The sequence below is a fragment of the Ralstonia sp. 22111 genome (assembly GCF_052045895.1).
Lineage (GTDB): Bacteria > Pseudomonadota > Gammaproteobacteria > Burkholderiales > Burkholderiaceae > Ralstonia > Ralstonia wenshanensis.
In genome coordinates this window covers 1-21,589 of the sequence record NZ_JBQEPR010000007.1, presented here as the reverse complement: position 1 = coordinate 21,589, position 21,589 = coordinate 1, and the positions used below count along the sequence as shown (strand labels likewise).

Annotated in this window: 22 protein-coding genes; 12 read left to right on the top strand and 10 right to left on the bottom strand. The window is 64.5% G+C overall.

Annotated elements, in window-relative coordinates; all coding sequences use genetic code 11:
- The first annotated feature begins 91 nt into the window (after positions 1-91).
- Both ACTJK4_RS17795 and ACTJK4_RS17790 read left to right on the top strand, forming a co-directional pair.
- Entirely contained in the window at positions 92-847 is a 756-nt protein-coding gene (locus ACTJK4_RS17795) for an IclR family transcriptional regulator (RefSeq protein ID WP_322019055.1), read from the top strand.
- A gap of 86 nt (positions 848-933) precedes the next feature.
- A complete protein-coding gene (locus ACTJK4_RS17790; protein ID WP_440818580.1) occupies positions 934-1,950 on the top strand; it encodes a LacI family DNA-binding transcriptional regulator in 1,017 nt (338 codons plus the stop codon).
- Between the two features lie 30 nt (positions 1,951-1,980).
- On the opposite strand, the gene ACTJK4_RS17785 is transcribed toward ACTJK4_RS17790, so the two are convergent.
- On the bottom strand, positions 1,981-3,765 hold the full coding sequence (locus ACTJK4_RS17785) for an IlvD/Edd family dehydratase (RefSeq protein ID WP_440077394.1): 1,785 nt from the start codon (positions 3,763-3,765) through the stop codon (positions 1,981-1,983).
- Positions 3,766-4,117: 352 nt separating this feature from the next.
- Between ACTJK4_RS17785 and ACTJK4_RS17780 the strand changes: the two genes are divergently transcribed.
- Positions 4,118-4,657 (top strand): hypothetical protein, encoded by a 540-nt coding sequence (locus tag ACTJK4_RS17780; RefSeq protein WP_440077393.1) that lies wholly within the window; start codon positions 4,118-4,120, stop codon positions 4,655-4,657.
- Positions 4,658-4,661: 4 nt separating this feature from the next.
- Here the strand turns inward: ACTJK4_RS17780 and ACTJK4_RS17775 are convergent, their stop codons facing one another.
- Positions 4,662-5,321, bottom strand: a complete 660-nt coding sequence (locus tag ACTJK4_RS17775; protein WP_440077392.1) for a cysteine hydrolase family protein — start codon at positions 5,319-5,321, stop codon at positions 4,662-4,664.
- A 134-nt stretch (positions 5,322-5,455) separates the two neighbouring features.
- On the opposite strand from ACTJK4_RS17775, the gene ACTJK4_RS17770 reads away from it, so the two are divergent.
- Positions 5,456-6,433, top strand: a complete 978-nt coding sequence (locus ACTJK4_RS17770) for a GlxA family transcriptional regulator (protein ID WP_440818579.1) — start codon at positions 5,456-5,458, stop codon at positions 6,431-6,433.
- A 37-nt stretch (positions 6,434-6,470) separates the two neighbouring features.
- On the opposite strand, the gene ACTJK4_RS17765 is transcribed toward ACTJK4_RS17770, so the two are convergent.
- Both ACTJK4_RS17765 and ACTJK4_RS17760 read right to left on the bottom strand, forming a co-directional pair.
- A complete protein-coding gene (locus ACTJK4_RS17765) occupies positions 6,471-6,653 on the bottom strand; it encodes a glycine zipper 2TM domain-containing protein (protein ID WP_092972145.1) in 183 nt (60 codons plus the stop codon).
- Positions 6,654-6,725: 72 nt separating this feature from the next.
- Positions 6,726-7,286, bottom strand: a complete 561-nt coding sequence (locus tag ACTJK4_RS17760; RefSeq protein ID WP_024978452.1) for a YggT family protein — start codon at positions 7,284-7,286, stop codon at positions 6,726-6,728.
- Between the two features lie 178 nt (positions 7,287-7,464).
- On the opposite strand from ACTJK4_RS17760, the gene ACTJK4_RS17755 reads away from it, so the two are divergent.
- Positions 7,465-8,028 (top strand): YbhB/YbcL family Raf kinase inhibitor-like protein, encoded by a 564-nt coding sequence (locus ACTJK4_RS17755; RefSeq protein ID WP_322019051.1) that lies wholly within the window; start codon positions 7,465-7,467, stop codon positions 8,026-8,028.
- A gap of 20 nt (positions 8,029-8,048) precedes the next feature.
- On the opposite strand, the gene ACTJK4_RS17750 is transcribed toward ACTJK4_RS17755, so the two are convergent.
- Genes ACTJK4_RS17750 through ACTJK4_RS17730 form a run of 5 tightly spaced genes read right to left on the bottom strand, consistent with a single transcriptional unit; the run spans position 8,049 to position 12,071 of the window.
- On the bottom strand, positions 8,049-8,342 hold the full coding sequence (locus ACTJK4_RS17750) for a DUF971 domain-containing protein (protein WP_322019050.1): 294 nt from the start codon (positions 8,340-8,342) through the stop codon (positions 8,049-8,051).
- A complete protein-coding gene (locus ACTJK4_RS17745; RefSeq protein WP_322019049.1) occupies positions 8,329-9,288 on the bottom strand; it encodes a HEAT repeat domain-containing protein in 960 nt (319 codons plus the stop codon). The genes ACTJK4_RS17750 and ACTJK4_RS17745 overlap by 14 nt, the downstream gene beginning before the upstream one ends.
- A gap of 7 nt (positions 9,289-9,295) precedes the next feature.
- A complete protein-coding gene (locus ACTJK4_RS17740) occupies positions 9,296-9,562 on the bottom strand; it encodes a 4Fe-4S dicluster domain-containing protein (protein WP_232040204.1) in 267 nt (88 codons plus the stop codon).
- A gap of 2 nt (positions 9,563-9,564) precedes the next feature.
- Entirely contained in the window at positions 9,565-11,289 is a 1,725-nt protein-coding gene (locus tag ACTJK4_RS17735) for a fumarate reductase/succinate dehydrogenase flavoprotein subunit (protein WP_440818578.1), read from the bottom strand.
- Positions 11,286-12,071, bottom strand: coding sequence for a GntR family transcriptional regulator (locus tag ACTJK4_RS17730; protein WP_232039902.1), 786 nt, complete (start codon positions 12,069-12,071; stop codon positions 11,286-11,288). The genes ACTJK4_RS17735 and ACTJK4_RS17730 overlap by 4 nt, the downstream gene beginning before the upstream one ends.
- 393 nt (positions 12,072-12,464) lie before the next feature.
- Here ACTJK4_RS17730 and ACTJK4_RS17725 point away from each other — a divergent pair, with 393 nt between their 5' ends.
- The 7 genes from ACTJK4_RS17725 (at position 12,465) to ACTJK4_RS17695 (ending at position 21,020) form a co-directional block, all read left to right on the top strand.
- Complete coding sequence (locus ACTJK4_RS17725) at positions 12,465-13,454, top strand: ABC transporter substrate-binding protein (protein ID WP_232039901.1); 990 nt, start codon at positions 12,465-12,467, stop codon at positions 13,452-13,454.
- A gap of 118 nt (positions 13,455-13,572) precedes the next feature.
- Positions 13,573-15,174, top strand: coding sequence for a sugar ABC transporter ATP-binding protein (locus ACTJK4_RS17720; RefSeq protein WP_440818577.1), 1,602 nt, complete (start codon positions 13,573-13,575; stop codon positions 15,172-15,174).
- The gene (locus ACTJK4_RS17715; RefSeq protein WP_440818576.1) at positions 15,171-16,220 is read left to right on the top strand and encodes an ABC transporter permease; all 1,050 of its coding nucleotides are present in this window, start codon (positions 15,171-15,173) and stop codon (positions 16,218-16,220) included. The genes ACTJK4_RS17720 and ACTJK4_RS17715 overlap by 4 nt, the downstream gene beginning before the upstream one ends.
- Positions 16,217-17,290, top strand: coding sequence for a galactofuranose ABC transporter, permease protein YjfF (yjfF, locus tag ACTJK4_RS17710; RefSeq protein ID WP_232039898.1), 1,074 nt, complete (start codon positions 16,217-16,219; stop codon positions 17,288-17,290). The genes ACTJK4_RS17715 and yjfF overlap by 4 nt, the downstream gene beginning before the upstream one ends.
- A 225-nt stretch (positions 17,291-17,515) precedes the next feature.
- Positions 17,516-19,090 (top strand): methyl-accepting chemotaxis protein, encoded by a 1,575-nt coding sequence (locus tag ACTJK4_RS17705; protein WP_440818575.1) that lies wholly within the window; start codon positions 17,516-17,518, stop codon positions 19,088-19,090.
- A gap of 109 nt (positions 19,091-19,199) precedes the next feature.
- Positions 19,200-20,174 (top strand): bifunctional helix-turn-helix transcriptional regulator/GNAT family N-acetyltransferase, encoded by a 975-nt coding sequence (locus ACTJK4_RS17700; protein ID WP_433867832.1) that lies wholly within the window; start codon positions 19,200-19,202, stop codon positions 20,172-20,174.
- A 36-nt stretch (positions 20,175-20,210) separates the two neighbouring features.
- Complete coding sequence (locus ACTJK4_RS17695) at positions 20,211-21,020, top strand: arylamine N-acetyltransferase family protein (RefSeq protein ID WP_440818574.1); 810 nt, start codon at positions 20,211-20,213, stop codon at positions 21,018-21,020.
- A 151-nt stretch (positions 21,021-21,171) separates the two neighbouring features.
- On the opposite strand, the gene ACTJK4_RS17690 is transcribed toward ACTJK4_RS17695, so the two are convergent.
- The gene (locus tag ACTJK4_RS17690; protein ID WP_316869418.1) at positions 21,172-21,453 is read right to left on the bottom strand and encodes a hypothetical protein; all 282 of its coding nucleotides are present in this window, start codon (positions 21,451-21,453) and stop codon (positions 21,172-21,174) included.
- Between the last annotated feature and the right edge of the window lie 136 nt (positions 21,454-21,589).

Here is a 21,589-nt window from a genome sequence, read left to right as displayed (position 1 = left end):
TCGTAGAGATGGCGATGCAGGGTGTCCAACACGGTGACGTAATTTCCAACCTATTGGACAATAGGCAATCAATGAGCCGGGTAGGTTTCCAGTGAAGACAGACTATGAGGTGCCAGCACTCAAGCGCATTCACGAAGTGCTGGAGATACTGTGCGCGGCGACATCACCTGTGCGACCCGCCGCGTTGGCGCAGGCGACGGGCATGTCCAGAAGCACGTTGTACCTGCTGCTGGAGTCTCTGGAAAAGCGCCGCTGGATCGAAAAGCGGGCAGACGGCTACCTGATCGGCTTGACGTTGTTTGAGCTAGGCAACGCCTACTTCCGCCACGACAGCTTGTTGGCAGCGTTCCGGCGTGAATCCGCCGCCTTCGTGGCCGCACACAATGAAGTCGTGCAGCTTGCCGTGCTCGACGGCACGGAGGTCGTCTATATCGCGCGGGAGGATGCACCGCGGCCGGTTCGCCTGGTATCGGATGTCGGCCTGCGCTTGCCGGCCCATTGCTGCGCGCTGGGCAAGGCGCTGCTTGCGAGCCTCGATGATGAAGCGGTGTGCGCGCTCCTGCCGGCCCGTCTTGCCGCCATGACGGAGCGCACCACCACGCGCCGTGCCGATCTGCTCCATGAGCTTGAGAGCATTCGCGCGCGGGGTCTGGCGACGGAGCGCGAGGAGGTGGTGGCGGGGCTCGCCTGCTTTGCGGCGTTCGTTGGTGTCACACCGCTGGGAAAGCGCGTTGCGGTGAGTTCCAGCGTGCCCGTCAGCCGGCTGGACGTCCGCAGGGAGAAGCGCCTTGTCGTCGGCGTTGCAGGCATGGCCGACCGCATCGGCCGCGCGCTCGCGCAGGCATAGCGACGGGCTGCTTTGTGGGCGGTTCCGCTATGATCGCCACTCCTCATTTTTCTTTCCTCTTTTCCCTTGGCGCGTAGGCGTTTCTCATGACCACCGGCACCACTCCTCCTCGCATGGCCGATGTTGCGCGCGTTGCCGGCGTCTCGAAGATGACGGTGTCGCGGGTGCTTGCAGGCGGCAGCGTGTCGCCCGAGACCCGTGCACGCGTGCAACAGGCCATCGACGCACTCGGTTACGTTGCAACGGCCGCCGCCGGGATGCTGTCCAGCGGACGATCGGAGTTTGTCGCCGCCTTGGTGCCCTCGCTGGCCAGTTCCAACTTTGCCGACACCGTGCGCGGCTTGACGGATGCGCTTGCGCCGCATGGCCTGCAATTGCTGCTGGGTGATACCGACTACCACCTCGACCAGGAAGAGGCGCTGGTGAAGTCGCTGCTGCGCCATCAGCCCCGCGGCATCGCGTTGACCGGACGACACCACAGTGCAGGCACGCGCGCGCTGCTGGAGCGCGCCGGCATTCCGATTGTCGAGATGTGGGATCTGCCTGACCGCCCGATCGACATGGCGGTTGGGTTCTCGAACGCCAAGGCGTCGCTCGCGATGGTGCATCACCTGCACAAGCGGGGTTACCGGCGCATCGGCTTCCTGTGCGGGGCAAGCGAGCTGGACCGGCGCGGTACCGACCGCATGCGTGGATACGTGAGCGGAATCAAGGCGCTTGGCCTTGGCGAGCCGCGCGTGATCCGCCTGGGCGAATCGCCCATTACCATGAGCCACGGCGGGCCTGCCATGGCCGCTTTGCTGGAGGCCTGGCCGGACACCGATGCCGTGATGTGCGTGAGCGACATGTCCGCATTCGGCGCCATCATGGAATGCCACCGCCGCGGCCTGTCCGTGCCCGGCGACATCGCTGTTGCGGGCTTCGGCAATTTTGAAGTGGCGTGGTGCTGCCACCCGACCATCACGACGATCTCCGTCGATGCCTATGGCATCGGCCTGCGCACGGGCGAGGTCTTGCTCGACGCGCTGGGCGTTGGCGAGGCTACGGCCGCGCGCAAACTCTCGCGCATCGACTTCAGCGTGGTCGAGCGCGAGAGCGCGTAGCCGGCAGCACGCCGCCGGCTGCTTCCTGCCTCAATGCGAGTGCCGTGGATTGCCGCGCGTCTCGATGACGTTCAGATACAGCGTTGCCGGCTCCAGGCATCCGCCCGTCGAAAGCTGCCCGACGAATTGCCGATAGAGTTCCTGCCAAGGCGTTTGCGACTGCGGCACGCTGAACGTTGCGGTTTCGCGGCGGCGCTCAAGCTCTTCCGCGTCGAGCAGTACATCGACCTTGCGCGCGTTGAGGTCCACGCGGATGCGATCGCCCGTGCGCAGCAGCGCCAGGCCCCCACCCGCGGCCGCCTCCGGCGACATGTTCAAAATGGACGGGCTCGCCGAGGTGCCGCTCTGCCGGCCATCGCCCATGCACGGCAGCGATTCGATCCCTTGCTTAACGAGCGCCGCCGGCGGCGCCATGTTGACGACCTCCGCGCTGCCCGGATAGCCGACCGTTCCGCAGCCGCGTATGACGAGGATGCAGCGTTCGTCAATCTCGAGCGCCGGATCGTTGATGCGGGCGTGATAGTCCTCTGGGCCATCGAAGACGATCGCGCGCGTCTCGAAAACATTTTCCGCGCCGGGTTCGCTCAGGTAGGTCTGCCGGAACGCCTCGCCCACCACCGACATCTTCATGATTGCGCTGTCAAAGAAGTTGCCCGACAGCACGATGAAGCCGGCGCGATGCTTGAGCGGTGCGTCCACAGGAAAAATCACATCGCGGTCGGCGTCGGGGGCGGCATCGGCAATCGCGCCGATCGTACGGCCAGACACGGTGGCGCAATCGCGCCGCAGCAATCCGCCCGCGTCCAGCTGCCGCAATACGGCGGGCACGCCGCCCGAGCGGTGGAAGCTCTCACCCAGGTATTCGCCCGCCGGCATGCAGTTCACCAGCAGCGGCACCGATTCTCCGTGGCGCTGCCAGTCTTCGAGGCTCAGTTCCAGGCCCATGTGGCGCGCAATGGCGATGAGGTGAGGCGGGCAGTTGGTCGACGCGCCAAGCGCAGAGGCCACCATGATGGCGTTTTCAAACGCCGCGCGCGTCATGATCTTGGAGGGGCGGATGTCTTCGCGCACGAGGTCGACGATGCGCTTGCCGGTGGCATAGGCCATCTGCCCACGCTCCCGATACGCCGCCGGAATGCTGGCGCACCCGGGCAGCGACATGCCCAGCGCTTCGGCCAGGCTGTTCATCGACAGCGCGGTGCCCATCGTGTTGCAGTGGCCGATTGATGGCGACGACGCGGTGGTCAGCTCCATGAAGCCTTCGTAGTCGATGTCGCCGGCAGCCAGTCGGTTGCGCGCATGCCAGATGACAGTGCCGGAGCCGACCCGTTTGCCCTCGTGCCAGCCATCCAGCATCGGCCCGCCAGACAGGACGATGGCTGGCAGGTCGACCGTGGCGGCGGCCATCAGGCAGGCGGGCGTGGTCTTGTCGCAACCGGTGGTCAGCACAACGCCGTCAAGCGGGAAGCCGTGCAGGATCTCGACCAGACCGAGATAGGCGAGATTGCGGTCGAGCGCGGCAGTTGGGCGGCGGCTTTGCTCTGCCAGCGGGTGAACGGGGAATTCCATCGGGATGCCGCCCGCGTCGCGTATGCCGGCCTTCACACGCTGTGCCAGCTCAAGGTGGTGCCGGTTGCACGGCGCGAGGTCGCTACCCGTTTGTGCAATGCCGATGATCGGCCGGCCCGACTGCAGCTCTTCGCGTGTCAGGCCGTAGTTCATGAAGCGTTCGACATAGAGGGCAGTCATGTCTGCGTGGTTCGGATCATCGAACCAAAGCTGGCTGCGCAGTCTGCGTGGAGGTTGGGCGGGCATGGTGTCTCGGTTGTTATGTGGAGCAGGGTTCCCTCTGCGGGGAATCGGCGTGGTGGTTATCGACGGTTTGCGCGTCAATGTTGTTACCGATAACAACGCATGGTAGAGGTGGAAGCGGATGCAGGCAAGAGCGGGCTCCCGAAGCAGTGTCGGGCCACGCTCAGGAGTGCCGTCTCAATGATGCGTGCGCGTTGTCAGCCCCACTTCGGGGGAGGGTGTCTGGATTTTCCGACATCCATCTGAGTGCAAGCGTTTGCCGTTTGCCGCCGAAGAAAAGCCGCCCCGGTTTCACGATTCTGCAAACAACCCGCCCTATGTTGTGCCGATCTTCGGGGGAGGATAGGGGGCTGCCATGCAGGGGTTATCTGCACGATTCGAAAAGACAGACGCAGGGCGGCGGGAAATCGCCACGCGCAGCGGCGTGCTCAGCCGCTCAAGCCGCGCGTTGCTCATCATGGTGGACGGGCAAGTCACGGGCGAGGACCTTGCCGTGCGTGCCGGTCAGCTCGGCCTGGAGGCACAGGCCGTGTTCGAGCTGATGCAGGCTGGGTTCATTCAGAGCGCAACCGATGTTGCCGGCGAGCCAGTTTTCGTTCAGGTGGCCGAGCCGCAGCCCGAGGCACCCGAGGCGCGTGCCCCCGCCGCACCAGCGCGCAAGCGTTCGCTGGCGGCGGCGCGCATGTATCTGATGGACATTGCGGCACGCACGTTCAGCTCGGCCGAGCATCCGGTCCGCCAGCGCCTGGTCCAGGCCACCGACCGCGCCTCCGTGGAAAGCGCGTTCGATGCATTGCTGGCGGCCCTGCGCGAAGCCACATCGGCGTCGATGGTGGAACAGGTGGAAGTGTCGTTTCGCGGGTTTCTGCCGGCCGAAGAGGGCGTGGCCGGCTGATCTGTCAGGCTGCCCGTTGCGCCACGTCATCCTTGAGCAACCCCCGCGCCCGCTGATTCGACTTATAGATGTTGTCGCGCACGGGCACCGCGCCGGTCTTCACGCTGTGCACCCATTCCTGGGTCGACATCACCGCCGCAAAGCGCGACTGCAGCACCACGCTGAACACACGGTGGATCTCTTCCGCACTCGCAAAGCCTGCCTGGTTCTGATACGGCACGGCGCCTGATGCATCGTGCAGGAACTCCACCGCCGTGCCGTTGTGCAGGGCATGGTTGATGGTCGACGCATCGCAGTTGTGTGTCATGTAGCCGACCACGGCAAGCGTATCGATGCCGCGCGCTTCCAGCCATTGCGCCAGGTCCGTCTCCGGATAGGCGCTCGGCAGCAGTTTGCGCAGATAGTGGTCATGCGGGCGAGATGCCACCACCGCGTGCAGTTGCCAGCCGTCGGTGTCGATGGCAAACAGCGGCGAGCTGACGGGCGACGTTTGCTGCACGACGATCACCGGAATGCCCGCCTCCCGTGCGGCATCCATGGCGGCACCAACGTTGGCCACCGTCTGCTGCGGGTCCGGATACTCGATCGGCAGGCCGCCGGTGAAATATTCGTTCTGCACATCGATGACGATCAGGGCGCGCTTCGGGGCGTGGTTCGTGGTCATGGCTGACTCCTCAAGGTCGGTTGGATCGGGCATTTGCGTGAGCCCGTGGACAGCATCTTCGCGGATGGCTATCCTTCCCGACAGTGGCCCGGAAGACGTTTATCGAAAGAATCGGGCCAAAGCGCGGAGCCCGTATGCAAACGCAGCAGCCCCATGAAATCGCCGTTCTGGCATTCAACGACATCAGCCCGTTTCACCTGTCCGTTCCATGTCTTGTGTTTGAAGACCGCATCTGGGCGGGGCTGCCGTCCTACAACCTGCGCATCTGTGCCGGGGAGCCGGCCAGGAAGGGCGGCCTGCGGACCACAGCCGGCTTTGCCGTGCAGACCGATTTCACGCTCGAAGACGCCGCCCACGCCGACGTGCTGATCGTGCCGTCCTGGCGCGACACGAAAGAGCGCCCCCCGGCGGCCATGGTGAATGCGGTGCGCGACGCCTACGCGCGCGGTGCCACGGTGGTCGGCCTGTGCCTGGGCGCGTTTGTGCTGGCCGAAGGTGGCGTGCTCGACGGCCATGAAGCGACCACGCATTGGAGCGCTGCCGATGCGTTTTCGCAGCGCTACCCGCGTGTGAAGCTGGTGCCCGATGTGCTGTATCTGGACGCTGCCGACGGCCGTCTGGTGACATCTGCAGGCACGGCCGCCGGGCTGGACTGCTGCCTGCATCTGGTCCGCCGTTGGCATGGCGCGGAGGTGGCCAACCGCATTGCACGGCGGCTGGTGGTGGCGCCGCACCGGCAGGGCGGTCAGGCGCAGTACATCGAGCAACCGTTGCACGACGCGCCCGGCGGCGATCGCCTGTCGGATCTGTTGAACTGGACGGTGGCTAACCTCGCGGAGCCACATTCGCTCGATTCGCTGGCCGAGCGCGCGGCCATGAGCCGGCGCAATTTCACGCGGCGCTTTCGTGAGCTGACGGGCACCACCGTCGGCCAATGGTTGCTGGGGCAGCGTCTGGCCTATGCGCAGCGCATGCTGGAGACCACGCGCCAGCCGGTCGAAGCGATTGCGCAACTGGCGGGATTCGGCAGCGCGGTATCGCTGCGGCAGCATTTCAGCCGGACGTATCACACGTCACCCAGCGCCTACCGCGCCTTGTTTGCGCAAGCCTAAAAAAAAAAGCGGCTGGTCAGCCGCTGTGGTGTTTTGTTTACTTGCTCAGCTCGTGGCCGATGACGGCGCCTGCTGCGGCACCCCCGATCGTTCCGGCCGTGCTATGCGTGAGTTCGTGGCCGGCCACCCCGCCTGCCACTGCACCACCTGCCGTACACGCCGTGAGCGTCGGTGCCAGCACGGCAATTGCGCACACCAGCGCTGTTTTCCATGCGTTCATGATGTCCTCCTGAGTCGCCGGCCAGATGCAGCGGCCGGCATATCCCTCAGTCGAGCAAGCCCCGTGCCGCGCTCACATGAACAATGGCGAGAGCGACAGATGCGACAGCGCGATCACGATCACCTGCGCAATCACCAGCAGGATCAGCGGAGACAGATCCAGCCGCCCGCCCAGCGGCGGCACCACGCGGCGGATCGGGCGCAACAGCGGGTCGACCAGCGTGTTGAGCACCGCGCCCATGGGCGATGCCGGCCCCATCCACGACAGGACGGCCGAAGCAATGGTCACCCACACCAGCACGTTGAACGCCCACTTGAGCACGGTGAACAGCGCCGCCACAAAGCCCATCGGCACGAGCGCCATCGGGCTCACGCCCACCGATGCCAGCAGCAGGAACAGATACACAAGTGCCGTGGCATAGGCTGCCACCAGCGACGACCAATCGATATAGCCCGTGGCCGGAATCACCCGGCGCAGCGGGTGCACCAGCCAGCCGGTCAACTGGAAGATGGCCTGCGACAGCGGATTGCGCGGCGACAGCCGCACCGCTTGCGTCCAGGCGCGCAACAGCAGTGCGGCGCCAAAGAGCGAGAAGATCGTGTCGAGCAGAAAACGCGTGATATCGCCGAACATGCGTCCGGTTCTCCTATGGTCAGGTCTGGCAAAAGCGCGCGGCGCACGCGGCGCGCTGGGGCGCGGTATTGTCGCACGGCAATCTGACGACCCTCTGTGCGGCTGTGCCCGTGCGCGCGGGCGGCGCATTCGCGTATTGTGATGCCCGTTCGCTGTCTTTCCTGCCAGGAGACCTGCCTTGAAGCCAACCCTGTTTCGCGCGTTGTTGTCGCTGGCGTGCCTGTCTGCCGTGCCGCACGTGTATGCACAGGCCGATACCACGTTCACCGTCGAATCGCCTGCCTTTGCCGACAACGGCGTCATGGACCGCAAATACGCCGGCAAGAACCCGGCCAACGCCAACTGCACGGGCGAGAACGTCTCGCCGCCGCTGCACTGGTCCAACGTGCCGGCCGGCACCAACAGCCTCGTGCTGATCGCCACCGACCCGCAGGGCGCCGGTGGCCTGGGCGTGAACCACTGGATGGTCTATGGCATTCCCGCTACGCAGACGAGCCTGCCGGAAGGTGCCGGCACCGGCGGTGCCTTGCGCATGGGCCAGAACGCCATCGGCAAGCCAGCGTACCTTGGGCCCTGTCCACCCAAGGGCACGGGCATGCACCACTACGTCTTTGTGTTGATCGCCACGGATCTGGCGCCGGACGCGCTGCCCAATGGGCTTACGCGCGCTGAACTGGATGCGGCAATCAAGGGGCACAGCAACGGCGCCGCCGCCTGGATCGGCCGGTTCGGCAACTTCTGATGGAAGCGAGGCCGCCAACGTCAGCCCGGCGCTGCAGTTGCGGCCAACTCCGCCAGATACGCCCACGGATAGATGCCGCGCGCATGCCCATCGCTGAACACCAGTTGCACGCCGTAACCAGCGGGCTCGACGGCGGTAACCCGCACGTTGGCCGCCACGTTGATCGGCGTGCCGTGATGGCGCTTGAACTGGCACTCCGCGCAGCGGCACGCCCCGCGCAATGCCGCGTGGTGGAGTGCGACAACGGCATCTGTCCAGTGCAGCCACAGCCGGCCTTGTGCGATGTCGTTGTCGATGCGCTCAGGCGCCTGCACGGGCGCTCTCAATCTGTGTCAATGCGATCCGCACGGCCTTGACGACCTCCGGGTCGCTGTCGGTTTCTGCGCTGTGCAGGGCGGGCAGCGCAGCGGCTTCGCCGATTTCGCCCAAGGCGAGCGCGGCTTCCTTGCGCAGATTGCTGATCGGGTGCGTGAGCAACGCGGCAAGCACGTCAACAGCATGCGCAGCGCGCCAACGGCCAAGCGCGCGGGCTGCTTGCAAGCGAACTTGCCAATACGCATCGGCCAGCGCCTCGACCAACGCCTGCGTGACCTGCGCATCGGGAGCGAGCGTCCGCAGCTTGCCGAGCGTGTTGGCGCTCTCCTCACGCACGCGCCAGGCGGTGTCGTGCAGCGCATCGAGCAGCGCGGGCAGCACGGCGGCATCGGTCGCAAGACCGAGCGCGCCGACTGCGGCACGGCGCACGTCGACATCCGCGTCATGACGTGCGCGTTCCGCCAGCGCAGGCAATGCGCCCACATGCTTGCGCCAGCCGAGCACTGCAACGGCCTCGCGGCGCACGGCGGCGTCGGCGTCTTGCAGAGCGTGCAGTGCGGGCGCTTCGCTTGCAGGCACGCGCAACTCACGCAGCCCGCGCAACGCAGCGGCGCGTACAAAGGCGCTAGCGTGTTCCACGTAAGGCAGCAGCGCGGGTGCCGAGTCAGGTGATTTCAAATCCGCCAGGCCGATTGCCGCGGCCTCACGCACGGTGCCATCCACGTCTTCCAACGCGCGGGCGAGTGCGGCTACCGTAACCGGCTGTTCCCACGTCGCCAGGAGGCGCGCGGCTTCCAGGCGGACTTCCGGCGAGGGGTCCTGCGCAAGTAGCGCGATCACATCGGGAAGGGCGTCGGCATCCTCTTCATCTGCAAGCTGGAGGAGGGCGACGCGGCGGGTGGCGGCGTCTGCGTCGTGCAGGCGCGCCAGGAGGGTTGTCGTCATTGCCACCTCAACGCAGCAGATACGGGATGTCGACCTTCACCGCGCCGGTCGGGCAGTCCTGCTCGCAGGGCATGCAGTACCAGCATTCGTCGAATTGCATGAAGGCCTTGCCCTTGGTCAGGTCGATGGCGAGCAGGTCGAGCGGGCAGACGTCGACGCACACGGTGCAGCCCTTGTCGGCAATGCACTTGGCTTCGTCGATGGTGACGGGCGCGCTGCTGCGCGAGGCGATGTCGTGCGGCGTATGGGTGAAATGAACGGTCGTCTGTTGCATGGTCATGCAGCCTTCGGAATGCGCATCTGCGCGTAGGAATCGGTGCCAAGCGCATCGACAGGGATGACGTACGGTTCAACAGCCTGCTTGCGGCTGGCCATGGCGCCATGTGCGTCCTTGTATAAGCGCGTGTGGCAGAACCAGTTGGCGTCGTCGCGTTCGGGGTAGTCCACGCGGTGGTGATACAGGCCCCAGCGGCTCTCGGTGCGGAAGAGCGAGGCGCGCGCGGCCATCTCAGCGCAATCGCGGATGAAGCTGACTTCCATTGCGCGCATCAGCTCGTGCGGGTTGCGCGCGTGCAGGTGCGTGATGTCTTCGGCAATCTCGTCGAAGCGGCGCAGGCCGATTTCCATCTTGCGCGTGACCTTGGGCGGCTGCAGGTAATCGTTCACCATGCGGCGCAGTTTGTATTCCACCTGCGCGGGGGCCAGACCGTGATCGCGTTGCAGCGGCGCAAAGATGCGCGCATGTTCGCGTTTGATCTGTCCGCCATCGGGGCGGACGCTGCCTTGCCGGCCGGCGATGTAGTCCGCCGCGTTCTGCCCCGCAAACCAGCCGTACGTGAATGCGCCGAGCATGTAGTTGTGCGGCACTGCGGCCATGTCGCCCGCCGCGTAAAGGCCTGGCACGGTCGTTTCCGCGCGCGCATTCACATACACGCCAGACGCGCTGTGCCCGCTGCAGAAGCCGATTTCCGAGATGTGCATTTCCACCATCTGCGTGCGGTAATCGGTGCCGCGCCCGGCATGGAAGCGGCCACGGCTGGGGCGCTCGTTGGTGTGCAGGATGGTCTCGATGGTCTGGATGGTTTCTTCGGCCAGGTGGTCGAGCTTGAGAAACACCGGTCCCTTGCCGCCCTGCAGTTCCTGATAGAACTCCCACATCATCTGGCCACTCCAGTAGTCGCACTGGATGAAGCGTTCACCGCGCGCGTTGGCTGTGTAGCCGCCCAGCGGGCCGGTCACATACGCGCAGGCGGGGCCGTTGTAATCCTTGATGAGTGGGTTGATCTGGAAGCATTCCAGATTGGAAAGCTCCGCGCCCGCGTGATACGCCATCGCATAGCCATCGCCGGCGTTGGTGGGGTTCTCGTACGTGCCCATCAGATAGCCGGAAGCCGGCAGGCCAAGCCGCCCGGCGGCGCCGCAGCTCAGCACCACGGCCTTTGCGCGCACCACGAGGAAATCCGCCGTGCGGCAATCGAAGCCGAGCACGCCGCAGGCCGCGCCATCGGCATCCGTCAGCACACGCGTGACGACGATGCGGTTCGTGATCTCCACCCGGGCACGCTTGAGCTGCCGATACAGCACCTTCTTGATGTCGTGCCCCTCGGGCATCGGCAGCACGTAGCTTCCCATGTGATGGACTTTCTTGACGGCGTAGTCGCCCGTTTCGTCCTTCTCGAACTTCACGCCCCAGCGGTCGAGCTGTTCGATGGTGGCAAAGCTGTGCTGTGCATACGCGTACACGGCCGATTGATCGACGATGCCATCGTTGGCCAGCGTGATCTCGCGCGTGTATTGCTCCGGCGTGGCATGCCCGGGAATGACCGCGTTGTTCAGCCCGTCCATGCCCATCGAGATGGCGCCGCTGCGCTTCACATGCGCCTTGTCGATCAACAGCACACGCAGCGCAGGGTTGCGCTCTTTTGCCTTGATGGCTGCCATCGGGCCGGCCGTGCCGCCGCCCACGACGACGAGGTCGTAGTCCAGTTCCAACGTGTTCATACAGTGCCTTGCAGGGGAAGGATGGATTGCGCACGCGCCGCCACCTGCCGATCCAGCCGGAGCCGGTACTGGAAGGCGTCGCCGCGAAAATAGAGGCGCTCAAAGTCGATGGGCGCGCCTCGTGCGTCATGCGTCAGGCGTTCCACGCGCAGCAGTGCCGCGCCTGCGCCTGTGTCGAGCGCCGTGGCTGTGGCGTGATCGGCCGATGCTGCATCGATGGCCAACGTCGCATGGCCCAGCGCCACGCCCGCGTCCTGCTCCAGCACAAGAAACACATCGCGCGTGACGAGGTCCGCCCGGCCAACGATGCTGCCCAGCGCTTCCGGCAGCCACGTCACCTCAAGGGAAACTGGCATCTGGTCCAGCAACCGCACGCGATGCAACTCCGTGACGGCCGTACCGGGCGCTAGTTGCAATGCCTGCGCCACATCGGTCGGTGCGGGGACGGTCCGCAACTTCAGCACGCGATTGCGAATGGCGTGACCTTGTGCCGACATCGCCTCGGCAAAGCCCTGCAGCGCCGTCACGTTCTGGAAAGCCTTCGGCTGGCTCACAAACGTGCCTTTCCCGTGGCGGCGGAAGATCAGCCCTTCGTTCTGCAGATCGGCCAATGCCTGACGCACGGTGATGCGGCTGGCGTTGAACTGCTCGCCCAGCGCCGCTTCCGAAGGCAGCAGCGATGCCGGCGCGTAGTGGCCGCTGAGAATGCCCTCGCGCAGCGTGCCCTTGATGCGCTCATAGAGCGGCGGAGCCGGTTGGCGGTGCAGATTGAGAGTCGTCATCGGGCGCGGAACTCGTCATAACAAGTGCGCCCAGTCTAAGAAGCAGCCGCATTCAGAGGAACGAAGCTTTTTCGATATGCATGCTCGGTTTTTGGCATGCGCCACCGCCACAGTTCTGGCTGAACGGGCCGCACGGGTGCCGTCGCCTTGCGCGATTTTGGTGCAGTGCACGATGCGCAAACGTGTCTCTGATATCAAAACGGATATCACTTGACCCCCAAAAAAACATTAGACGGTCATGTCAGGCTGTCAATACCATGGCTCACCACGAATCACCGGCAAGGGAAGACGGGCGCCACATGCCGGGTTTGACTCGTGTACCGCGTTGCAAAGACGACGTGCGCAGCCCCGGGGGCAGTTTCCGGCTGCGTTCCACCATAACGGAGACAAACGATGGAAAAAACGAGCGCTGCGAGCGCCAGACGGACCGTGTTGACCTTCCTGGCCGCAGCCGGTGTGCTGCTGGCCACGGGGTTGACCACAGCGGCTCACGCGGCTGACAAGTCGTTCACCATGGGCTTTGCCCAGGTGGGTGCAGAGAGCGAATGGCGCACCGCCAATTCGGAATCCATCAAATCGACGGCCAAGGCGCAGGGCGTGAACCTCAAGTTCTCCGACGCGCAGCAGAAGCAGGAAAACCAGATCAAGGCGATCCGCTCGTACATCGCGCAGAAGGTCGACATCATTGCGTTCTCGCCGGTGGTGGAATCTGGTTGGGACACCGTGCTGCAAGAGGCCAAGGCCGCCAAGATTCCGGTCATCCTCACCGACCGGGGTATCGACAGCAAGGACCCCTCGCTCTACACCACGTTCATCGGTTCGGATTTCGTCGAGGAAGGCCGCAAGGCGGGCCGCTGGCTGCTGGAAAACGTCAAGCCCAAGGGCGGCGACGTGAACATCGTCGAGCTGCAAGGCACCGTGGGCTCCGCGCCCGCCATCGACCGCAAGCGCGGGTTTGAAGAAATCATCAAGGCCGACCCGCACTACAAGATCATCCGTTCGCAAACGGGCGACTTCACGCGCGCCAAGGGCAAGGAAGTGATGGAAGCCTTCCTCAAGGCCGAGGGCAAGAAGATCAACGTGCTGTTTGCGCACAACGACGACATGGCGATCGGTGCGATCCAGGCCATTGAAGAGGCCGGGCTCAAGCCGGGCAAGGACATCACCATCATCTCCATCGACGGCGTGAAGGGCGCGTTTGAAGCCATGATGGCCGGCAAGCTGAACGTCACGGTGGAATGCAGCCCGCTGCTCGGGCCGCAACTGATGGATACCGCGCGCGCCGTGCTGGCGGGCAAGACCGTGCCCAAGCGTATCGTCACCAAGGAAGGCATCTTCCCGATGGACGTGGCGGCCAAGGAGTTCCCGAACCGCAAGTACTGAGTACTGCGTATTGCGTACTCAATTGCGTTCGCAAGCCCTTAGCTGAAGTGGAGCATGCCGGCAGCGCGAGTTACGGTGACTTGCCCTGCCGGCTGCGCCACGTTAACAGGTGACACCCATGTCGGATCACGTTGATCAACCCGCCGCGACAGATGCACGCGGCGCGCTGCTGCACATGCGCGGCATCTGCAAGAATTTTCCCGGCGTGCAGGCGCTGGCCGAAGTCGATTTCCGCTTGTTGCCCGGTGAGGTGCATGCCCTGATGGGGCAGAACGGCGCCGGCAAATCGACGCTCATCAAGGTGCTGACCGGCGTGGAAGCGCCGGATGCGGGCGAGATCGTCCTCGGCGGTCAGCCCATCGCTCCAGGCTCTCCGCTGGAGGCACAAAAGCTCGGTATCAGCACGGTGTATCAGGAGGTCAATCTCTGCCCGAACCTGACCGTGGCGGAGAATATCCACATCGGCCGCTTTCCCATGCGCATGGGCAGCATCGACTGGCGCGCCACCAATCGCGCCGCGCAGGCGCTGCTGGCCGATCTGAACATCCACATCGACGTGACGCTGCCGCTGTCGCTGTATCCGGTGGCCATTCAGCAGATGGTGGCGATTGCGCGCGCGCTATCGACCGAAGCCCGCATCCTGATCCTGGATGAGCCGACCTCCAGCCTGGACGACGACGAAGTGGCCAGGCTGTTTGCCGCCATCCGCACGCTCAAGGCGCGCGGCATGGCCGTGCTGTTCGTCACGCATTTTCTGGAGCAGACGTACGCGATTGCTGACCGCATTACCGTGCTGCGCAATGGCCGGCTGGAAGGCGAATACGCCGCGCGCGATCTGCCGCAACTGCAACTGATCAACAAGATGGTCGGGCGCGACATTGATGCAAGCCGCTTCGAGCGCACCGAGGTGCCGGCCGTGGACGATACCGCGCCGGCATTCCTCAGTGCGCGCGGCATGGGCCGTCGCGGCGTCGTGCAGCCGCTCGATCTGGATGTCCGCCCCGGGCAGGTACTCGGCCTGGGCGGCCTGCTGGGCTCGGGCCGCACCGAGACCGCGCGGCTGCTGTTCGGTGTCGACCGCAACGACGCGGGCTCGATCAACGTGCAGGGCCAGTCGCACCAGTTCAGCTCGCCGCGTGACGCCATTCGCCAGGGCATCGGCTTCTGCCCGGAAGACCGCAAGACCGAGGGCATCATTGCCGAGCTGTCGATTCGCGAAAACATCATCCTCGCGCTGCAGGCCAAGCGCGGGCTGTTCCGCTATCTGCCCAAAAAGCGCCAGCGCGAGATTGCCGACCAGTACATCGCCCAGCTCGGCATCAAGACGCCCGACGCTGAAAAGCCCATCGGCCAACTCTCGGGCGGTAACCAGCAGAAAGCCGTGCTCGCGCGCTGGTTGGCGACCGACCCCGCCATGCTGATCCTGGATGAGCCCACGCGCGGCATCGACATTGCCGCCAAGCTCGACATCATGGACCTGGTGACCGCGCAGTGCCGCAAGGGCATGGCCATCCTGTTCATCTCCAGCGAACTGCCGGAGGTGCTGCGCGTGAGCCACCGGCTGGCGATCCTGCGCGACCGCAAGAAGGTGGGCGAGCTGGCCGGCGCCGATGTGACGGAAGACAACCTGTGCCACGTGATTGCCGGCGGCGACGTGCCCGCGAGCCAGTCCACCACCCAGTCCAACACCCAGCCCACCACCACCGGAGGCGCCGCATGAACTCCGCCCGCCTGCGCGCACTCACCAGCCACCGATTGTTCTGGCCGTGCGTGACGCTACTCCTGCTGTGCCTGCTCAATGCGTGGTTCAACCCGCATTTCTTTCACCTCGGTATTCGCGGTGGGCACCTGTACGGCAGCCTGATCGACATCCTCAACCGTGCCGCGCCGCTGATGCTCGTATCGCTTGGCATGACGCTGGTGATCGCCGTGGGTGGCATCGATATTTCGGTGGGCGCGGTGGTGGCCATTTCCGGCGCCATTGCGGCGTCGCTCATCGGCGGCACGCTGGTCGTGCAGAACGGTCTGCCCGTGTATGTGACCAAGGTGCCGCTGCTGCTGGCGCTGCTCGCTGCCGTGGGCGCAGCGCTGGTGTGCGGCCTGTGGAATGGCCTGCTGGTTGCCGGTGCTGGCATGCAACCCATCATTGCCACGCTGATCCTGATGGTGGCCGGTCGCGGCGTGGCGCAGCTCATTACCGGCGGGCAGATCATCACCGTCTACTACGAGCCGTTCTTCTTCGTGGGCAACGGCTATCTGTTCGGGCTGCCGTTCGGGCTGTACATCGCCGCCGCTGTGCTGGGACTGCTGCTGTTGTTGATGCATCGCACCGCGCTGGGCCTGTTTATCGAGGCCGTCGGCATCAACCCCGTGGCCGCGCGGCTTGCCGGGCTGAACACCAAGGCACTGCTGTTTGGCATCTATGCGTTCTGCGGCGCCATGGCCGGCGTTGCCGGGCTCATCATCTGCTCCAACGTCAAGAGCGCGGACGGCAACAACGCCGGGCTGCTGCTGGAGCTTGACGCCATCCTGGCCGTCACGCTGGGTGGCACTTCGCTGGCAGGCGGCAAGTTCAGCCTGTGGGGCAGCGTGATCGGCGCGCTCATCATCCAGACGCTCACCTATGCGATCTACTCCATGGGCGTGCCGCCCGAGATCAACCTCGTGGTGAAAGCCGTGGTGGTGTTTGCCGTGTGCCTGGCGCAATCGGAAGCGTTTCGCGGCATGTTCTTTCAACGCCAAAGCCGTGCAGGGGCGCAGTCATGAGAATCAATCCACGGCGCTTGCCGTTCTACGTCACGCTGTTCCTGTTTGCGCTGCTGTTCGGCTTTGGGTCCGTGACTTACACGGGCTTCTTCAGCGTGCAGGTGTTTCTCAATCTGCTGATCGACAACGCGTTCCTGATGGTTGTTGCCATTGGCATGACGTTCGTCATTCTGTCGGGCGGCATCGATCTGTCAGTGGGGGCGGTGGTGGCGCTGACCACCATGATCTCCGCCGCGCTGGTCGAACATCACGGCTGGTCGATTGGCGTGGTGGTGCCGCTCGTGCTGGCTGTTGGGTGCCTGTTCGGCTTGATGATGGGCGTACTGATCCAGGTGTTCCGCATCCAGCCGTTCATCGTCACGCTGGGCGGCATGTTCCTCGCGCGGGGGCTGTGCTACCTCATCAGCATTGATTCGATCAGCATTACCGACCCGATCTACACCACGCTGTCGCAATACAAGATCCAGGTGGGCGGCGGCAACTACGTGTCGCCCAGCGTGGTGATTGCGCTGGTGGTGTTTGCCGCTGCGGCGTGGCTCGCGCATTGCAGCCGCTTCGGGCGCACGGTCTATGCGCTGGGCGGCAATGAACGCTCTGCCTTGCTGATGGGCTTGCCGGTGGCGCGCACGCGCATCCTCGTCTATGTGCTCAGCGGTTTCTGCTCGGCATTGGGCGGCGTGCTGGTCACGTTCTACATGCTCTCCGGCTACGGCCTGCACGCGCAGGGCATGGAGCTGGATGCCATTGCCGCCACCGTGGTCGGCGGCACGTTGCTCACCGGCGGTGTGGGGCTCATCAGCGGCAGTGTGGTGGGCGTGCTCTTGCTGGGCGTCATCCAGTCGTTGATCACCTTTGACGGCACACTCAGCTCGTGGTGGGCGCGCATCGCCATTGGGGTGTTGCTGTGCGTGTTCTGCCTCATGCAGCGTTTCCTGGGCCGCGTGCAACGGGGGGCGTCATTGCCGCCGTCCAGCCCGCACAGGCCGGCGCAGCGGTCAAACGAACCGGCCAAGGACACGCCCGCCTCGGCCATGCTCATGCAGTCGCACGCCGTGCCACCGTTCAACTAGGCGCACGCATTCTTCCTGCTCGATGTCGGCCCGTCGCTCGGGCGGGCCGGCCCTCGGATGTCTCCCCTCACGCACTCGAATCCGTAATGCATGCACCGGTGCAGGGCGCGATGTGGGCGCTTTGCCTCACGCACTTAAGGTATTTCGCGGCCTACCGATATGCAGATGTAGAACATCCATAAATCCGGGGCACGTGCCTCCGGATAAACAAGTCGGGGGGAAATCATGCCGTCTATCGTGCATTCGGTGCGCTTCAAGTTGCTCGGGGCGTTTGGTCTGTGTCTGGCGCTGTTGCTCGCCACCGGTGTGTTTGGGGTGCGGGGCCTGATGCGCCTGAACGCCAACATCAACGCCGCCTATACCAGCAACACGCTGCCCATCGCGCAGCTTGCCGAGCTTCGCAGCAGGCAACTGGATATACGCCTGCAACTGCGGCGCGCGCAGGTCTTTACCGACGATGCCGCGCAAGTTGCAGCGGCCGTGCGCACCATCCGCACGGATCTGGACCAGATCAACGGCGCGTGGAAGCAGTACTACCCCGCCAGCGTGACGAGCGAACAAGAACGCGATGTCGCCAGCAAGATCAACGGTGCCCTGCCGCAATTCAACACCGCAACGAATGAAGCGATTGAGGCTCTGCAAACCGGCCGCCACGACGTGGCGGCGCAGATCATCAACCGCCATGCCTCCTCCGGACAGGCCGTGAGCGATCTGCTCACAAAAGACATTGCCGTCAACCTGGAAGAGGCCAAGTCGTCCGTCGACGATAGCGAAGCCACCTACCACTCCATCTTCAGCATGGCCGTTGTGCTGGTGTGCGCGGGGTTTGCAGTGGGCGTGGGCATGTGCTGGTATCTGCTGCGCGCGATCTCTCGCCCGCTCAGCCGTGCGGTGAACGTTGCCAACCACATTGCCGGCGGGCAGTTGGAGAACAACATCGTGATCGACACGCGGGGCGAGTTTGGTGAGCTGCTGGCCGCACTGCGCACGATGGATCGGCAGTTGACCGAGACGGTGCGCGGCATCAAGGTATCGGCCGAATCCGTGACGGTGGCGTCCAAGGAGATTGCGGCCGGCAACATTGATTTGTCTGCCCGCACGGAGCAGCAGGCCGCATCGTTGGAGGAAACCGCGTCGAGCATGACGCAGTTGACCGAGACCGTGAAACAGAACGCCGAGAACGCCGCTCAGGCCGACAGCCTTGCCTCCAGCGCCAGCACGATCGCGCAGGCCGGCAACGAGGCCGTGCAGGCCATGGTCGGCACGATCGACCAGATCAGCACCAGCTCGGGCAAGATCTCCGAGATCACGGGGCTGATTGAAGGCATCGCCTTCCAGACCAACATCCTCGCGCTGAACGCTGCGGTGGAAGCCGTCCGTGCAGGCGAACAGGGCAGGGGCTTTGCCGTCGTCGCCAGCGAAGTGCGCACGCTTGCGCAACGCTCGGCCTCTGCCGCCAAGGAAATCAAGGGGCTGATTGGCGACTCCGTTGCCGTGGTGCAGGCGGGCTCGCAACAGGCGGCTGCGGTGGGCGAGACCATGAGCGAAGTGAAGGATGCCATCCGCCGCGTGTCGGAGATCGTGGCTGAGATTGCCGCCGCCTCTGCCGAGCAAAGCCGGGGCATCGAGCAGGTCAACCAGGCCGTCACGCAGATGGACGAAGTCACACAGCAGAACGCCGCGTTGGTCGAGCAGGCCGCCGCAGCAGCGCAATCGCTGGAAGAGCAGGCGACGACGCTGCGCCGCGCGGTGTCGGTATTCCGTCTGTCAGATGGAGCCAGCCGGCCCGCGTTTGCCTGAGCACTGGCGACAAGCCCTTTAGGCGCTGCCCGCCGCAGCACCGCCGCGCCTTGAAAAGGTTGTTTCGTGCAACTATATTGGTTGCGCGAAACAACTAATCGAGGCCGGTATGGACTTCATTGAAGCGCCCACGCAATCACGCGAGCAGACCATCCGCGAGCTGCGGGAGATTTCGCGCAAGCTCGTTCGCGAACTCGGCTTCATGCGCAACACGCTGGCTGAGAGCGACCTGCCGCCGTCTGCCGTTCACGCCATTCTTGAGATTGCCGGCACGCCCGGCATCCAGGCACGCGACCTGGCCGAACGCCTGCGGCTGGACAAATCCAGCACCAGCCGCCAGGTCACCCGGCTCGAATCCGCCGGGCTGGTCGAACGCCGCACCTGCGCAGACGACGCCCGATCTTCCGAGCTGCACCTCACCAAAGACGGCCAGCAACTGCGGCGCAAGATCGACACCTTTGCCTCCGGGCAGGTCTCCAATGCGCTGCGCCACCTGACCCCGGCAGATCAGCAACGGCTGGTTGCATCGCTGTCGCAATACGTCAGCGCGCTGGCCGATGACAACGACCACAAGCCCGAGCAAGCCGCCGCCGATGCCGGCCCCCAGATCGTGCAAGGCTACGTGCCCGGCTGCATTGGCGACATCGCCAGCCTGCATGGCCGGTTCTATGCGCAGCACTGGGGCTTTGGCGTGTTCTTCGAGCGCCGCGTCGCCAAGGAACTCGCCGACTTTGCGCAAACCTTGCCCGACCCCGACAAGGCGCTCTGGCTGTGCGTGGAAAACGGCCGCAGCCTTGCATCCCTCGCCATTGATGGAAACTCGGACACGCGCGTTGCACACCTGCGCTGGTTCATCGTGGATGATTCACTGCGGGGCACCGGCATTGGCCGTAAGCTCATGTCGCAAGCCATGCGCTTTGTCGATGCGCGCTTTGACGAGACCTACCTCAATACCTTCAAAGGCTTGGACGCAGCCCGCCACCTGTACGAATCGTTCGGCTTTCAACTCACGCAGGAAGAGGCCGGCACGCAGTGGGGCAGCACCGTAACCGAACAGCAATTCCGCCGCCGCAAACCGGGCTGACGTAGCGTCACCCCCGGGCGCACAAGGAGACAACACGTGACATCGCAACTCAACCTGGACGCCTACTTCAACCGCATCCAATGGGGCGGAAGCACCCGCCCCAGCTACGACACGCTCGCGCAGTTGGTGCACGCGCACATGCGGCACATTCCGTTTGAGAACCTCGACGTGCTGCTCGGGCGCGGCATCCGCATCGACCTGGAAAGCCTGCAGAACAAGCTCGTTCACGCACGCCGCGGTGGCTACTGCTTTGAACACGCCACCTTGTTTGCAGCCGTGCTGGAGCAGCTTGGCTTTCAGCCGACCCGCCACTCGTCGCGTGTGATCATCCAGACGCCGCGTCCTGAGGCGCCCCGCACCCACATGTTTCTGACGGTACCGCTGCCGGAGGGCACCTTCGTCATCGATCCTGGTTTCGGCGGGCTGGCCCCGCGTGTGCCTGTGCCCCTGGACGGCACGCAGGCCAATATCGATGGCGAACTGCACTGGATGGTGCGCGACAAAGACCACTGGATACTCCGCGCCCAGGTGCGCAGCGACACACCCGTCGACGCCTGGGTCACCACGCTAGAGCAGGACTACCCCATCGATTTCGAAATGGCGAATCACTACACGAGCACGTATCCGACGTCGCCGTTCATGAACCGCATCCTCATGCGCTCGTTGACCGACGAAGGGCGCGTGACGGTGATGAATCGGGACGCCACGATCTGGCGCGGGAATACGCCGCACAGATTCGAACTGGAAGACCGGCGCGCATTGCGTGGGCTCTTGGCTGAGTACTTTGGGATTGACTTGCCGGAGGTGGAGGGGATGCGGGTGCCGGGCGTGGAGGGGTGGGATTGAAACTGCATCATTGGCATTCGGATTTCCCGCTGCACTGGTGGCTTGTTGGAGTCCGTCGTCACCTGCTTAACGGGCTACAGCCCCCTGCCAAAAAATTCGGTCTCCGCTAGCGCCCCCGCCCGTCGCGGGTTCGCTTGTACTGCTGTTTTAGTTATTTCTTCTTGCGGTTCACGCGGTCCAGCACTTGCAGCACTTCCCACCGGTACAGGTCAACTGTCACACCATCGAGCGTGGTCAGCATGTAGGCCCCAATCGCGTCCATGAACCCGGCCTGGTAATCGAGGGCCTTGTCCTTGACGTGGAACTGAAGCTCAAAGCGCAGCGTATGCGGCTCGAACTGGCGGTGCATCTTCATGTGCATCTGCGTGCGCCGCAGATAATCCCGCGCGCTCAGGGCGCCTTGTGCATACAGGATGTTGGTCTCAAGGCTCATCGGGCACCTCCGGACGGAGGACGTTGCGCGATGCAGGTGGAACAGCAATTTGCAGGGCGATGCCCGCGTGGGATGGGTACGGCTTGGGTCGGTTGATCCATTGTCTTGCCTCTGGTTGAGTGAGGAGCCACCCACC